This is a genomic window from Lysobacter sp. Soil_N_23 (genome assembly GCF_057656135.1).
Window position 1 is genome coordinate 296,341 of sequence record NZ_JBDGKY010000001.1, and the last position, 15,328, is coordinate 311,668.

Here is a 15,328-nt window from a genome sequence, read left to right on the forward strand (position 1 = left end):
CCCAGTGCCGTCACAACCGTTTCGACTAAAATGCCCCCGCACTCCCGCCGCAAATCCGCAGCCCGCAAGGAGCAAGCCGTCATGCCAGTGCGAGTCATCCTGGCCGATGACCACCCCATCGTTGCCGCCGGCGTCCGCCAGTTGCTCGAACACGACAGCACCACGAGCGTCGTCCACGTCGCATCCTCGACGGACGAGTTGATGAGCACGCTGGCAAGCACGCCGTGCGACCTGCTGATCACCGACTTCAGCATGCCCGGCAACACCGCGCCGGACGGCCTGTCGATGCTCGGCGCGATCAGGCGCAAGTGGCCCGACCTTGCCATCATCGTGCTCACACGCATCTCCAATCCCGCGGTGCTTCGCAGCATTCGCGACACCGGCGTGCGCGGTTTGATCAACAAGTCCGACGCCCTGTCCGAACTGCCGCAAGCCGTGTTGACGGTGCTCAACGGGCGCACCTACATCGCCAAGGCCGCGATGAGCCTGCTCGAGAGCGCGGAGGCCACGCTCGGAACGTCTGCCGAGGCCGCGCTGTCGCCGAAGGAGACCGAGGTCCTGCGGCTGTTCGCCTCGGGAATGAGCGTCAAGGACATTTCGCTGCAGCTCAACCGCAGCTCCAAGACCATCAGCAACCAGAAACTGTCGGCCATGGAAAAGCTCGGCATCAAGTCGGACGTGGAGATCTTCGCCTACGCCTCCAGCCATGGGCTGCTTTCCTGAACCAGGCCCGCGGTCGTGACCGTCGCCTGGCTGGAAGGGTTCAGGGCCGATCCCAGCTGTTTCCGCAAAGCTCTTCGACGCAGTTCGCAAATGCTCCCGGCACCTGAAGTTAGGACGTTTCCCATGTGCCGTCAGATCGAGGTGCCGTAGGCTCGAAAGTCGCCCGTACCTGGCCAGATGGATTCCCATGCATCGCCTGCGTTGCGCTCGATCCCGCCCACATCGGCACCGGCTTACGGCCTTGCTGCTGCTCACGCTGCTGCTGTGCTCGGCACTGCAGGGCGCGCTGTGCCAGTCACGCTCCCTTCCTCCGCTCGATCCGGAGGAAGACGCCTGGCGGCGCGCGCACCCGGTGGTGCAGGTGGGTGTTTTCGCCGGCGACCACATGCCGGCCGAAGCCTGGGTCGGAGGACAACCGCAAGGGCTCGGCATCGACTACGTGAGCCTGTTGGCGGCGCGTGCCGGCTTGCGGCTGGAGTTCCACCCTTACACCGACTGGGGCGCGGTCGCGTTCGATGGCTCCGCGGGCAACGCGTACGACCTGTTGCCCGCACAGGGCCTCACCCCGCAACGGCGCGACCACTTCGATTTCCTCAAGCCCTACGCGACCATCGTCCCGGTGCTGGTCGCTCGCAAGGGCGATGTGAGCATCCGCGGCGACGCCGACCTGGCGCGCGCCCGCATCGTCATCGAGCGCCGTTTCCGTACTGCCGCGCACGATGTCGCCCAACGCTACCCGCAAGCTACCTTGTTGTACTCGAATGACGGCCGCGAAGCGTTGGACATGCTCGCGCGCGGCCAGGCCGACGCCTACGTCGGCACGAGCACCGCGCGGACCCGGGCGCTGCTGGACCGGCGGCCAAGCGACGACCTGGTGCTGCTGTCATCGCTGCCGTTGCCTACCTACGACATCGCCCCGGTGGTTCGCCGCGGCAATACGGCGCTGTTGCGGATTCTGCGCAAGGCCGAATCCACCGTCACCGAGCAGGAACTGACGCAGTTGCGCCTGCGCTGGGGCATGGCCGAGGACGCGGCGGCGCGCACGCGAAGCGCACGCGAGCCCAGCGCCGACGAGCGCGCGTGGTTGCAAGGGCTGCCCACCTTGCGCGTCGGTTACGAGGTGGACCGCCGCCCCTATTCCTTCGTCGACGGCGAAGGCGAGTTCGCCGGGCTGTCGGCCGACTACCTACGCATCATCCAGCGCGAGCTCGGCCTGCGCCTGGAAATGGTGCCGGCGGCGGACTGGGACAGCTTGCAGCGCATGGTCCGTTCGCACGAGGTCGACCTGATCGCAGCCGGCACCGCGCGCGATTTCGATCCGCTGGAAATGTCGTTCGGGCAGCCTTACGAGTACTTCCCGCAGGTGATCGTGACGCGCAACGACGCGCCGCCGATCACCCGCCTGCGCGACCTGGTCGGAAAGCGGGTGGCGTTTCGCAAGGAAACCGCCCTGCTCGCGCTGGTCCGTGCCCATCTTCCGGGGACGCAACTGCTGCCCACGGCCAGCAACGAGGCCGGGCTGTCCAGGCTGGCCAAGGGCGAGGCCGATGCATTCATCGGCACGCTGCCGGCCATCGACCCCCTGATCCGCAGCCGCTACGCCGCACAACTGCGCGTGGTCGGTCCGGCCGGGATGGACCAGGAGCTGGCGATCGGCGCGCGACCGGAGTTCAGCGCGCTGCTGCAGCTGATCGACCGCAAACTTTCGCAGCTCGACGAGGGCACCAAGGCCGGCATCCGCGGCCGCTGGATCTCGAGTCAGTACAACTACGGTGTGCCGTGGAAGTGGGTGATTGGCGCTGCGCTGGCGGGGCTGCTGGTGCTGGGCATCCTGCTGGCGGCGTACGCGCGGCTGCAACGGGCATCGCGTGCGCAGCGCGCCGCCGAGCAGGCGCTGGCGGCACAGTTGGGGTTCCGGCAGGCACTGCTGGAGATCATTCCCTATCCGGTATTCGTCAAGGACGCCGAAGGCCGCTACCTCGGCGTCAATCGCGCCTATGAGGAGTACATGAACTGTCAGCGCGAGGACCTGGTCGGCAAGACGTTGCCGCAGACCGGGCACTTTCCCGGGATCGATGCCGACCAGATCCAGGCGGACGACCTGGCCGTGATCGCGTCCGGCCGCGGCGCGCGGCGTGAGCTGCAGCAAGTGGGCCCGGACGGGTCGGTCCAGAGCATGATCGTCTGGCTGTTGCCCTTCAGCGATCCGAGCAGCGACCGAACCATCCTGCTGGGCACGTTCGTCGACATCAGCGACGCACGCGCGGCCGAAGCCAGGGCGCGCAGCTCGGAACAGCGGCTGTCGGAATTTGCGCAGGCGATACCGGGTGTCGTGTTCCGGCTGTGCGTCGGCCCGGATGGGAGCCGGCGCTTCACCTTCGTCTCCGGCGATTCGGCCAGCCTGCTGGGCATGTCGGCCGAACAGCTGATCGAGGATGAGTCGGCACTGTTTGCCCGCGTCCATCCCGAGGACCAGGGCATCGTCGCGGCCAATGTGGGTGAAGCGGCGGCGTCGTTGCGGCCGATGCAGGCGTTCGACTTCCGGGTGCAGGTCATTGGCCAGTGGCGCTGGATGCGGGCCGAAGGCGGGCAACCGCTTCGCCTGGCCGACGGCAGCGTGGAATGGAGCGGCTACTGGATCGAAACCACGCTGCTGCACGAACAGGCGGCCGACCTGATCGCCGCCAAGGCGCAGGCCGAGGCGGCCACTGCGGCCAAGAGCGCATTCCTGGCGGCGATGAGCCACGAGATCCGCACGCCGATGGCCGACGTGCTTGGCCTGGTCGAGCTGATCGAGCGCACGCCACTGGATCGCGACCAGGCCACGATGACCGGCATGGTGCAGGACTCGGCGCGTTCGCTGCTGCAGATCCTCGACGACATCCTCGACTTCTCGCGCATCGAGTCGGGCCATCTGCGCATCGAGCGCGAGCAGTTCGACCTGCGTGAACTGCTCGACAGCGTCGTCGGCCTGTTTCGTGCGCGCGCGCATGGCAAAGGCCTTGGCCTGCACTGCATCGTCGACTGGCGTCTGTCGGGCACCTACGAGGGCGACGCGGTCCGCATCCGCCAGATCGTCACCAATCTGCTGAGCAACGCGATCAAGTTCACCGAGCGGGGCACGGTCACCGTGCGCGCCGAGCTCGCCGCACTCGGTACCGGCTCGCAGCACGTCAGGTTCAGCATCACCGACACCGGCATCGGCATCGACGCGGGCAATCTGGCGCGGCTGTTCCAGCCCTTCACCCAGGCCGAGGACTTCACCGCCCGCCGCTACGGCGGCACCGGCCTGGGCCTGAGCATCAGCCGCCGGCTGGCGCGGATGATGGAAGGCGACGTCACCTTGCGCAGCGTCCCCGGCAACGGCACCTGCGCGGTGTTCGAACTGCCGCTGCGCGCGATCGCTCCGGTTGCGGTGCGGCCCGAGTTCGCGGGCAAGACCGCGGTACTGATCGGCCAGCAGGATCTGTTCGTGCGCGAACTGGCCAACAGCCTGTCCGCGCTGGGGTTGCAGGTCACCGGGATCGACCGCGCCGAGTGGGGCGAGGTGTCATCGGGCAGCATCGACCTGGTGGTGATGGAAGCCGCCGAGGCACGCGATCTCGACATTCCGGAAGACGTGCCACGCCTGCTGGTCGACACAGGCGAACACGGCAGCTGGCGGCCGATCCCGAACGGCGTACGCCTGCCCGGCAGTCCGCTGCTGTGGCGCAACGTGGTCGATGCCTGCTGCCGCATTTTCGGCGCGCCGGCACCGCAGGCGGCGCCGCAGCACGCCATTGCGCCTGCACTGACCAATGCCCGGATCCTGGTGGCCGACGACCACCCCACCAACCGCGCGCTGATGGCGCGCCAGCTCGACATGCTGGGCTACCGCGCCACCGTCGTCGTCGACGGCAATCTGGCGCTGGAAGCCCTGGCCAACGACCACTACGACCTGCTGATCAGCGACTGCCACATGCCCAACCTGGACGGTTACGCACTGGCCCGCCGGATACGCGCGGGCGAGCGTGCAGGCGCGCACCTGGCGATCGTCGGCATATCCGCCAGCGCGCTGCCCGAGCAGATCCAGCGCTGCCGCGATGCCGGCATGGACGACTTCCTGACCAAGCCCATCCAGCTGCAGGGACTGGCGACCGTGCTCGCCCGTCACCTGGGCGGCTCGCCGGAGGCGGCGCCAGCGCCTGCCGGGCCGCCGGTCGAGCCGCCAGGCGAGCAGCCTGGAGCGATGCAATGGCTGGCCACGTTGATCCAGGCCTTCGGCGGCCGCGAACAGGTTCGCGAATTCATGCTCGAGTTGCTGGCCACGTGCCGGGCCGACGAGGCCGAGTACGACGGCCTCGACACCCAGGACGACCGGGTGCGGCATGAGTTGCTGCATCGCATGGAAGGCGGCCTGGACATCATCGAGCCGCTGCGCACGACCGCCTCCGAGGATGGGAGCGAACCGGGCCTGCTGGCGCGACGCGGTGCCGTGCATGAGCGACTGCGGCGGCTGGAAGTGCTGATCGCCGGACTCGAGACGGACGCGCCGTCGGCGTCGCACGATCAGGGATGACCCGGCAGCCCGGCGTGCGAGTCCGTTAGGGCAAGGCTGTCCTGTTCTGTCATCCCGAGCGCAGCGAGGGATCTGTTTTCCGCGGCGAAACAACAGGTCCCTCGCTGCGCTCGGGACGACATTCGACTTGTTCAGAGTTGCTTAGCGCAGCGGGCGGTTCAGGCGAACAGATCGCGCCAGAATTTCGGGCCAAGCGCGGCCATCTGCCGCAGGAAGTCGAACAGGTTGCGGTACGGGCGGTGCGGGAACAGCCGCCGCCGCAGCGCGTACTCGCCCAGGAAGAAGCCGCCGACGATGCCGTAGTTGGCCAGGTTGGCGAACAACGACCACTGCGATTGCGTGATCGACAGTGCCGGGACGTGGCCGAGCCGCGCCAGCACGCCACCAGGCGCGGCGATCGTCGCCAGCACGCCGTTGGCCAGCGCAAGCAGCGCGAGCACAGCGGCCCAGGCGGCGGTGAGGCGGCGCGAATAGCGGTACAGCTCCGGTGCCAGCGCGGCCGGCAGGGTGCGTTCCATCGCAGCAACAATCTGCGTGATCAACGCCTCGCGCGGCGCAACCAGGCTGCGGCCGAACAGCCATGCGACCAGCCCGACGAACACCATCGGTGGCGCCAGCAACAGCAGTTGCGCGTACGGCGTGCCGGCCAGCCAGACCAGACCGGCGCCGAGCAGCAGCGCCAGCGCCCAGGCCCAGATACGGCGTTCGATCATCGGTCCGGCCAGCACCAGCACCACCAGATCGGCCAGTGCGATCGCCGCCGACGCGCCGCCGCCGTCTTCGCTGGCCCAGTGGGCGAGCAACGGGTAGGCGACCGCCAGGATCAGCGGCAGCAGTGCGGCTGGATTCACGGGAATGCGCCTGGGTAGCCGCGCTCAGGCGGTCTTGTGCTGCTCGATATGCGCGGCCAGCGCGCGCAGCGAGGCGAAGATGCGCCGGTTCTCGTCGCTGTCCGAGCGCAGCTGGAAGCCGTAGCGCTTGGAGATCGCCAGCGCCAGTTCCAGTGCGTCGATCGAATCCAGACCCAGGCCTTCGCCGAACAGCGCCGCTTCCGGCTCGATCTGCTCCGGCGCCACGTCCTCGAGGTTCAGACTTTCGACCAGCAGCTGCGCCAGCTCGCGTTCGACGGGGCTTTGTTCAGACATCGGGCAATCCACGGTTTTAAAGGGCGATGGGGCAAAGGGCGTTCAAGGGGCGCAACGATCCGGCATCGCGGCGCTGTGCGCAACCGGTCCCCCTCTCCCGGGCCGCCTATGGCGGCCTGTCCCTCTCCCGCAAGGGGAGAGGGCAACGCCAGGATTGCTATGGCTCCCTCTCCCCTTGTGGGAGAGGGACAGGCGCGAAGCGCCAGGGAGAGGGGGGCCTTCCCGTATCATTCGCACATGACCGAAACCGCAACTGCCCCCGCACCGGCCGACGCCACCGCGGCCGCGGACCTGAATGCGCAGCGCCCCCACCCGGATCCGATCGACACCGACGTACTGGTGATCGGCGGCGGCCCGGCCGGCACCACCGCCGCCACCCTGCTGGCCCGTCGCGGCTGGCGCGTGCTGCTGCTGGAGAAGGACCGCCACCCGCGCTTCCACATCGGCGAATCGCTGCTGCCGATGAACCTGCCGATCCTCGAGCGCCTGGGCGTGCTCGACCAGGTCAAGGCGATCGGCACCTTCAAGCCGGGCGCCGAGTTCCCGATCGATGCCGACAACTACAACACCTTCCGCTTCGAGCGCGCACTGAACCCGCAGTTCGGCTACGCCTACCAGGTCAAGCGCGAGGAATTCGACGAAGTGCTGTTCCGGCACGCCCAGGCCAACGGCGTGGATGCGCGCGAGGGCCATCGCGTCGAGCGCGTCGAGTTCGCTGGCGACGGTTGCCCGCACCTGGTGCACGCGCGCGATGCAGGCGGCAACGCAATCACGATCAAGCCGCGCTACATCGTCGACGGCAGCGGCCGCGATGCCTTCTTCGGCAGCCACCTCAAGCTCAAGAAGAAGAATCCGCTGCACCAGTCGGCGGCGATCTTCAGCCATTTCAGCGATGTCGAGCGCCGCCCCGGCGAGGACGCCGGCAACATCACCGTGCAGCGCTTCGCCCACGGTTGGATGTGGCTGATCCCGCTGCGCGAGGGCGTGATGAGCGTCGGCGCGGTCTGCTTCCCGGAGTTCCTCAAGCAGCGTCGCGGCGAGACCGAGGCGTTCCTGATGAAGGCACTGGAGTCCGAACCGTCGGTGTGGAAGCGCATGCGCAACGCCAGGCGCATCGCCCCGGTGCACGTCACCGGCAACTACTCCTACACCTGTACGCAGATGCATGGCCCGGGCTGGGTCATGGTCGGCGATGCCTATGCCTTCGTCGATCCGGTGTTCTCCTCGGGCGTGTACCTGGGCATGAACAGCGCCGAGCAGGCCGCGCAGGTCGTCGATGGCGCACTGCGCGAACCGTCCCGCGAAGCGGCGCTGCAGCGCGCGATGAGCAAACGCCTCAAGCGTGGCCTCAAGCATTTCCAGTGGTTCATCTACCGCTTCACCACGCCGGTGATGCGCCACCTGTTCAACCACCCGCGCAACTACTGGCAGGTCGAACAGGCGGTGATCTCGATGCTGGCCGGCGACGTCTTCGACAACCCCGCGGTGCTGCGCCGGCTGCGCCTGTTCCGCTTCATCTATGCGATGACGGCGCTGAGCATGGCGCCCAAGGCGCTGCGAGGCTGGCTGCGGCGCCGACGCCAGGTCGGCGTCGATGTCGGCCTCGGCGGCGGTCGCGACACGCTGCAGCCGGGCAGCGGAGACCTGCTGTCGTGAGCGCCGTACGCCCCATGCTGCAGCCGCCCCACCTGTCGGTGGACTACGTCGATGCGTCCGACCCGCAGCCGTTGCTGGACGACAACGACACCCTGGCGGTGATCGGCTTCGGCAGTCACGCCCCGCACCACGACGATCCGCGCTACCTGCGCGTCGCGCTGCAGCCGCATGGCCCGGCGCCGTTCGAAGTGTGGCGCGGCAGCGGACCGGTCATCCGCGGCCGCGACGGCGATGTCGCCTGGGCCGAAGACGGCGCACTGCAGTTCGGCGCGATCGAGCTGGACGAAGCGGCTGGCCCCGATGGCATGAGCGACATCGAAGCGACCTCCGGACGCCTGTATGCGCGACTGTCCGGGTTCCTGCTGGAACGCGGCTACCCGCACCTGCTGCGGGTATGGAACTACCTCGACGGCATCACCCACGGCGAGGGCGACGAAGAGCGCTACCGCCAGTTCTGCGTCGGCCGCGCCCGCGGCCTGGGCACGATCGACCCGGGGTCGCTGCCGGCGGCGACCGCGATCGGGCGCGTCGACAGCGAACGTCGCCTGCAGGTGTACTGGCTGGCCGCGCGCGTGCCGGGCACGCCGCTGGAGAATCCGCGCCAGATCAGTGCCTACCGCTACCCGCGCCAGTACGGCCCGCAGCCGCCGAGTTTCGCCCGCGCGATGTTGCCGCCGGCCGACGGCGCGATGCCGTTGCTGCTGTCGGGCACCGCCGCGATCGTCGGCCATGAGTCGCGCCATATCGACTCGGTGGTGACACAACTCGACGAGACGCTGGCCAACTTCGACAGCCTGCTGGCGGCCGCGCGGGCGCAACGCTCGACGCTGCCGGCGCAGTTCGGCGCGCACTCGCGCCTGAAGGTCTACGTGCGCCAGCTCGACGAGATGGACGCGGTGGCCGCGGAGCTGGACACGCGACTGGGCCCGGACGTCCCGCGCATCCTGCTGCACGCAGCGGTGTGCCGGCGCGAGTTGCGGGTGGAGATCGACGGCGTCCACGCCTGATCAAGCCGTCATCCCCGCGAAGGCGGGGACACAGTGCCTTCCGTGCAATCCGCGAGCAACGTCCCTGGGTTCCCGCCTTCGCGGGAATGACGGGGTATGGGTCGATGCCATCCGTCACTTGCGTTGCGCCAGCAGCCGGCTATGGTGCAAACACAACCGTCACTACCTGACCGGGGAGACACCGCAATGGGTTTGATCAGCCTGCTCTGGGGCATCGTCGCCATGATCTGGATGGTGATCGCACTGATTCCGCTGCTTGGATGGGGCAACTGGCTGTTGATTCCGTTCGCTGCCGTCGGCGCCATCATCGCCGCGATCGGCATCCTGTTCACCAGCCCCGGCAACCGCGGTCGCGCCAAGACCGGACTGGTCCTCAACGGCATCGTGATCATCGTCGGCATCGTCCGCCTGGGTATCGGCGGCGGCATCATCTGAAGATGACACAGGCAAGGGCCGCGCACAGGCGCGGCCCTTGCGTTCGAACCCCGGCAATCGCTTACAGATCGATGCCGAAGCCGATGCCCGCCGAGCGGTCGTCACTGCTGAAGGCACCGCCGATGCTGATCGAAGCGCGGTCGGTGATCTCCTTGGAGTAGCCGACCGACAGCGCGCTCTCGCCGTTCTGCCAGCCGGCGCCGACGCCGATGCGTCCACGCGGGCTGCGGCTGTGGGCGGCGTTGATCGCCATGTTCATCATCGCCGAGTTCATCGCGCCCTGGCGGTCGATGCGGTCATCGAGCCTGCCGAGGCGATAACCCACGTCGTCACGCAAACCGGAGAACTCGTCGCTCAGCCCCTGGAAGCGGCTGTCGGTGTAGGCGTTGGCCGACGACAGCGTCTGTGCGTTGCCGGTCTTGAGCTGCTGCACGTTGACCGCATCGGTGGCATTGGCGCCAGCAGCGACGTTGGTCACCTGGCGCTCGTGGCCGGCCGAGCCCACCGACACGGCGTTGGCGCGATCGGCCACCGAGTTGTTGCCCAGTGCCACCGAGTTGGCAGCCGCGGCATTGGCGTTGTTGCCGACCGCGACGGCATTGCTGCCAGCGGCCTTGGCGCTATCGCCGACGGCGGAAGCACCTGCACCACTGGCATCGGTGTTGTAGCCCAGGGCCACGCCCGGCGTGCTGCCGGCGTTGGCCGGGACCGCCGCCGGTGTCGGCGTGCCGTTGGCAGCGACGAAGTCCGGTGCACCCTTGCCACCGCCGTTGGCCTCGATCGTGGTGACGCGGTTGTCGATATTGCTGATCGCGCCATTGAGGCTGTCACGCAGCGCCGCGATCTGGCCACCGTTGACCGCATCGCGGCTGCCACTGGCAATCGTGCCCTCGCGGACGTTGGTCAGCAGCGTGCCGGCGGCACCGCCGGCAAACGTGACCTGGCCCTTGGCGGAACCGGCGTCGTAAACCACCGCATCGAGCGATGTGCCGGTGCCATCGACGAGTCCTGCCTGCTTGAGCTGGGCGACGTTGACCGCATCGGTGTCTTCGCTGCCGGCGGCGACGTTGGTGATCTGGCGTTCCTTGCCGGCCTGACCCACCGACACCGTGTTGGCGCGGTCGGCCACGGACAGCGCACCCAGCGCCACGCTGTTGTCGGCCTGCGCAAGACTACCCGCCCCGACCGCCACGTTGCCGTCGGCGGTGGCCTCGCTGAAGAATCCCACGGCCACGCTGGCTTCGCCCTGGGCCAGGCTGGCCGCACCGGCGGCCACGCTGGCAATGCTGCTCGCGGAGTCGGCACCGACCGCCACGGCGAGATGATCCGCGGCGTTGGCATTGGCACCGACTGCCACTGCCTTGACGCCGCCTGTCACTGCGTCATCGCTACCGTCGTTCGCGCCATCGGCCTTGAAGTAGCGCGTGCTGTCCTCGACGCTCGCCTGCAGGCTGTTGAGCTGGGCGACGTTGACCGCATCGGTTGCCTCGGTGCCGGCGGCGACGTTGGTGATCTGACGCTCGGCGCCGGCGGCGCCCACCGACACCGTGTTGTCCCGGTCAGCTACAGACTGTGCGCCCAATGCCACGCTGGAATCTGCCTTGGCCTGGCTGTACAGACCCATGGCGACGCTGGACTCACCGCTGGCCAGACTCACCGACCCCAACGCAATGCTGGAAGCGTTCGTGGCCGAGCTGTTCACCCCCAGGGCCATGCTGGAATCGCCCGAGGCCTCGCTCATCGTGCCGATGGCGATGGTGTCGGTTTCGAGCGACTTCGCGTCCTGTCCAAGCGCGATGGCGCCCGCGCCCGGCGCTTCGCTGCCGGGGCCGATCGTAAGGCTGGGATCGCTTGCAAAAGCCGTCGAAGACAGCAGCGCCAGACCCACCGACAATGCAACCGAATTGAGCGCCGGCCAACTGTTCCGACGGCTGATGATCCTGCTCATGCACTTGACTCCAATGTGACTTCAGTTTTCGAAGGCAAAGCGAGCCCACAGCAGCCAGATCAGATTGGCAGCAGCTGCTGGTGTGATCGCTACGTTTCAGTCGTCCAGCGCCGCACTTCAACGACAGGCGAGCCCGTGCGTTAGCCGGAACAGGACGGCTGCAAAGCCTAAGGTCGTGCTCGCCGCGTCGTCACGCTCAAGCAATCACGAGTTCTCGCCAATACTCACAATTGATGCGCGCCGATGAGTACGTAGCCCTGCCCATGCACCGCGTTGAGCGGAAGCGACTGACCACAGGCATCCGCCACCTTGCGGCGCAGGCGATAGATCAACGAATCCAGACGGTGCGTATCGAAGTCGTACACGTTGCTGGTTAGCGCCGCGATCAGCTCCTCGCGCGTGACCACCTGCCCCGGCGTCGCCGCCAGCCTGGTCAGTACGCGCCGCTCGGCCTCGGTCAACGCCACCGCCTCGCCCGACGGCGACACCAGGCACCACGCATTCTCGTTGACGAGCCATCGCTTCGATTCCAGCGGCGATGGCACATTGTTGAGCCTGCGCGCGAGACTGCGCAGGGTGGCCGCAAGCAATTCGATGTCGACCGGTTCGGCCAGGCAGGTGTCGGCGCCGTTATCGAGGCCACGCAACTTTTCCTCGGTTCCGCGATCAACGAGAAGCACGATGCCCAGGCGCGGAAACCCGCTGCGAATCTCACCGACGAGCCGCGGACCATCGCCGTTGATCCGCCGGCTGCCGATCAGCGCGATCTGGAACGGCTTCACCTGCAACTGCGCACGTAGCGATGCCACCGTGTCGAAAGCGCTGACGTCGAAGCCGAAGGCCGCCAGCCCGGGCCTCAGTCGACGTTCTTGCGACGCTGGGTCGCCTTCCAGCAGAGCTATCCGCAACGCACTTGCAGTATCGGCCGATCCCTTCATTCATCCTGCTTCCCGATCCGGACACGAATGCCCTTACTGAATGGGATATTCGGCGGGCGATGCTAGGCAGCGCTCCGACCACCGTCTATGGGATCAATCTGATGCCGGGATGCTGGCAAAGCATCCGTACAGCCCGCGCCGCTCCCCCCCATATGCCTCTTGGGCATGAGCAGGTGACGCAAAACCTTTTCCCTCCGGGCTGCGGCGCGGCCAGAGTCGCGCCATGGACGCCGCCCGGACGCGGCCTCCTGCTGTCCCTTCCCCATTCCTGAACAGGAGCCGGCGATGCCGACCCCGCACCGAACGTCGTCCCCCGTGGCCTGGCTCAGCGGCGCGCTGGCCTGCGCGCTGGTCGCGCCAGCCCAGGCCCAGACCGCACCGACCGTCGAAGAACTCGCCCGCCGCCTGCAGGCCATCGAGCAGCGCCTGGGCACCGCCCCGGCCGCCACGGCCAGCGCCAGCGACGCCGGACTGAGCGACCTCGACCAGCGCCTGCGCGTGATCGAACGCAAGCTCGAGCTGCAGGCGGAGGATGCCGCCACCCGCGCGGCCAGCACCCCGACCGTCAGCCTCAGCGCCAGCAAGGGCCTGTCGGTGAAGTCGCCGCCGCCGGGCGATGTCGAGGTGAAGTTCAAGGCACTGGTCCAGGCCGATGGCCGCTTCTTCATCGACGACGACGCCAATCCGCAGAACGACACGTTCCTGTTCCGCCGCATCCGCCCGACCTTCGAGGGCAGCTGGGGATCGTTGATCGGCTTCCGCCTCACGCCGGAGTTCGCCGGCGACAGCGCCACCATCGTCGATGCCTATCTCGACCTGAAGTTCGACCCGCGCGCGACGGTTCGCATCGGCAAGGTCAAGGGACCGGTCGGCCTGGAGCGGCTGCAGAGCGGCGGCGCGACCGCGCTGATCGAGCGCGGATTCCCGACCGAGCTGGCGCCCAATCGCGACATCGGCGTGCAGTTGCAGGGTGACGTGGCCTCGTCCACGGTCAGTTATGTGGTGGGTGTCTACAACGGGACGGTCGACGGCCGCGACGCGGTGACCTCGAACCCCGACAACGACTTCGAAGTGGCCGCGCGACTGTTCGTCGAGCCGTGGAAGAACGCCAGCAGCGCATTGTCCGGCCTGGGCTTCGGCATCGCCGGCAGCAGCGGCGACAAGGAAGGCGTGGGCAACAACTTCCTGCCGCGCTATCGCACGCCGGGGCAGGTGCAGTTCTTCAACTATCGCGCCGCCGTTGCCGCCGACGGCGAACACACCCGCTGGTCGCCGCAGGCGTACTGGTACCGCAACTCCTTCGGCGTGCTCGGCGAGTACATCAGCTCGAAGCAAGAAGTGCGACTGCCAGCCACGGGCGCGCGCAATGCGATCGACAACACCGCCTGGCAGCTGGTCGCCGGCTATGTCCTCACCGGCGAGGACGCCGGTTACCGCGGCGTAACGCGGCCTAACCATCCTTTTACGGTCGGCAGTGCAGGCTGGGGGGCGTGGGAGCTGGTGGCGCGCTACGGCGAACTGGACATCGACGACGATGCGTTCCCGGTGTTCGCCGACCCCGCCGTCGCCGCACGCAATGCCAAGACGTGGGGACTGGGCGTCAACTGGTACCTCAACAGCAACTTCAAGCTGGTAGCCAACTACACGCAGACCGACTTCGAGGGTGGCGCAGCTGCCGGCGCCGACCGCGAAGACGAAAAAGCCTTCTTCACCCGCGCGCAGTTCTCGTTCTGACCTTCCTCCAGGAAAGTGCCATGACCCGTACTTCACGCCGTACCGTTCTGAGCTCCCTTGTCCTTGGTTTCGCGCTGGCTCTGGCCGGCGGCACGACCATGGCGAAGGACGTCGAACTTCTCAATGTCTCCTACGACCCGACCCGCGAGTTCTATGCCGAGTTCAACCAGAGCTTCGCCACGCAATGGAAGCAACAGACCGGCGAGACGCTGAAGATCCGCGCCTCGCATGGCGGCTCGGGCAAGCAGGCGCGCTCGGTGATCGACGGACTGGAGGCCGACGTGGTGACGCTGGCGCTGGCTGCCGACATCGACGCGATCGCCACCAACGGCAAGCTGCTTCCGGCCAACTGGCAGACGCGTTTGCCGCACAACAGCGCGCCCTACACCTCGACAATCGTGTTCCTGGTGCGCAAGGGCAACCCCAAGCAGATCCGCGACTGGGGCGACCTGGCCAAGCCGGGCGTGGCGGTGATCACGCCCAATCCCAAGACATCGGGCGGCGCGCGCTGGAACTACCTCGCCGCGTGGGCCTGGGCCTCGCAGGAGTATCGCGACGGCGGCAAGGTCGTCGACTTCCTGACGCGCGTCTTCAAGAACGTGCCCGTGCTCGATACCGGCGCGCGTGGCTCGACCACCACCTTCGTCGAGCGCGGCATCGGCGACGTGCTGCTGGCGTGGGAGAACGAAGCGCTGTTGACGCTGTCGGATGGTGACACCCGCGACAAGTTCGAGATCGTCATCCCGAGCCTGAGCATCAAGGCCGAACCGCCGGTGGCGTGGGTCGACAAGAACGTCGACCGGCACGGCACGCGCAAGCAGGCCGAGGCCTACCTGCGTTACCTGTACACGCCGGAGGGCCAGCGTCTGGCGGCCAAGCATGGTTACCGACCGTCCGAACCCGACAAGGTCCCGGCGGCCGAGCTGGCGCGTTTCCCGCAGGTGAAACAGGTGACGATCGACAGCGCGTTCGGCGGCTGGAAGAAGGCGCAGGCGGAGCATTTCGCCGACGGCGGGTTCTTCGACAAGATCTATCAGCCGAAGTGATGCTTCATGTCATCCCGGCGCGCCGAAACGAGCTTTACGTCATCCCGGCGCACGCCGGGATCCAGCAACGGAGCATCAAGCACGACGCATCGCGTGACTTCGAGACCATGGGCCTGGATCCCGGCGTACGCCGGGATG

At 67.7% G+C, this 15,328-nt stretch carries 11 protein-coding genes and 1 pseudogene; 7 read left to right on the forward strand and 5 right to left on the reverse strand.

Going from position 1 to position 15,328, the window contains the following annotated elements; translation table 11 throughout:
* The first annotated feature begins 81 nt into the window (after positions 1-81).
* Together AC3A3X_RS01275 and AC3A3X_RS01280 are read left to right on the forward strand one after the other, a co-directional pair.
* Positions 82-723, forward strand: coding sequence for a response regulator (locus tag AC3A3X_RS01275; protein WP_487581244.1), 642 nt, complete (start codon positions 82-84; stop codon positions 721-723).
* A gap of 241 nt (positions 724-964) precedes the next feature.
* Positions 965-5,281 carry a transporter substrate-binding domain-containing protein gene (locus AC3A3X_RS01280; protein ID WP_487581245.1) on the forward strand — a complete coding sequence of 1,439 codons (4,317 nt, stop codon included), beginning with the start codon at positions 965-967 and terminating at the stop codon, positions 5,279-5,281.
* Positions 5,282-5,439: 158 nt separating this feature from the next.
* Here the strand turns inward: AC3A3X_RS01280 and AC3A3X_RS01285 are convergent, their stop codons facing one another.
* Both AC3A3X_RS01285 and AC3A3X_RS01290 read right to left on the reverse strand, forming a co-directional pair.
* Complete coding sequence (locus AC3A3X_RS01285) at positions 5,440-6,138, reverse strand: COG4648 family protein (RefSeq protein ID WP_487581352.1); 699 nt, start codon at positions 6,136-6,138, stop codon at positions 5,440-5,442.
* An 18-nt stretch (positions 6,139-6,156) separates the two neighbouring features.
* Positions 6,157-6,426 (reverse strand): phosphopantetheine-binding protein, encoded by a 270-nt coding sequence (locus tag AC3A3X_RS01290; protein WP_200607697.1) that lies wholly within the window; start codon positions 6,424-6,426, stop codon positions 6,157-6,159.
* A gap of 291 nt (positions 6,427-6,717) precedes the next feature.
* Here AC3A3X_RS01290 and AC3A3X_RS01295 point away from each other — a divergent pair, with 291 nt between their 5' ends.
* From AC3A3X_RS01295 to AC3A3X_RS01305, 3 genes are all read left to right on the forward strand, one after another.
* Complete coding sequence (locus tag AC3A3X_RS01295) at positions 6,718-8,082, forward strand: NAD(P)/FAD-dependent oxidoreductase (protein ID WP_487581353.1); 1,365 nt, start codon at positions 6,718-6,720, stop codon at positions 8,080-8,082.
* Between the two features lie 14 nt (positions 8,083-8,096).
* Positions 8,097-9,089 carry a chorismate transformation FkbO/Hyg5 family protein gene (locus AC3A3X_RS01300; RefSeq protein WP_487581246.1) on the forward strand — a complete coding sequence of 331 codons (993 nt, stop codon included), beginning with the start codon at positions 8,097-8,099 and terminating at the stop codon, positions 9,087-9,089.
* 186 nt (positions 9,090-9,275) lie between these two features.
* The gene (locus AC3A3X_RS01305; RefSeq protein WP_487581247.1) at positions 9,276-9,524 is read left to right on the forward strand and encodes a hypothetical protein; all 249 of its coding nucleotides are present in this window, start codon (positions 9,276-9,278) and stop codon (positions 9,522-9,524) included.
* Between the two features lie 61 nt (positions 9,525-9,585).
* Here the strand turns inward: AC3A3X_RS01305 and AC3A3X_RS01310 are convergent, their stop codons facing one another.
* From AC3A3X_RS01310 to AC3A3X_RS01320, 3 genes and pseudogenes are all read right to left on the reverse strand, one after another.
* Positions 9,586-11,181 (reverse strand): YadA family autotransporter adhesin, encoded by a 1,596-nt coding sequence (locus AC3A3X_RS01310; RefSeq protein WP_487581354.1) that lies wholly within the window; start codon positions 11,179-11,181, stop codon positions 9,586-9,588.
* Between the two features lie 33 nt (positions 11,182-11,214).
* Positions 11,215-11,472: pseudogene (locus tag AC3A3X_RS01315) on the reverse strand (hypothetical protein); the annotation flags it as partial.
* 224 nt (positions 11,473-11,696) lie between these two features.
* A complete protein-coding gene (locus tag AC3A3X_RS01320) occupies positions 11,697-12,410 on the reverse strand; it encodes a response regulator transcription factor (protein ID WP_487581248.1) in 714 nt (237 codons plus the stop codon).
* Positions 12,411-12,695: 285 nt separating this feature from the next.
* On the opposite strand from AC3A3X_RS01320, the gene AC3A3X_RS01325 reads away from it, so the two are divergent.
* Both AC3A3X_RS01325 and AC3A3X_RS01330 read left to right on the forward strand, forming a co-directional pair.
* Positions 12,696-14,144 (forward strand): OprO/OprP family phosphate-selective porin, encoded by a 1,449-nt coding sequence (locus tag AC3A3X_RS01325; protein WP_487581249.1) that lies wholly within the window; start codon positions 12,696-12,698, stop codon positions 14,142-14,144.
* Positions 14,145-14,164: 20 nt separating this feature from the next.
* The gene (locus AC3A3X_RS01330; protein WP_487581250.1) at positions 14,165-15,190 is read left to right on the forward strand and encodes a sulfate ABC transporter substrate-binding protein; all 1,026 of its coding nucleotides are present in this window, start codon (positions 14,165-14,167) and stop codon (positions 15,188-15,190) included.
* The last annotated feature ends 138 nt before the right edge of the window (positions 15,191-15,328 follow it).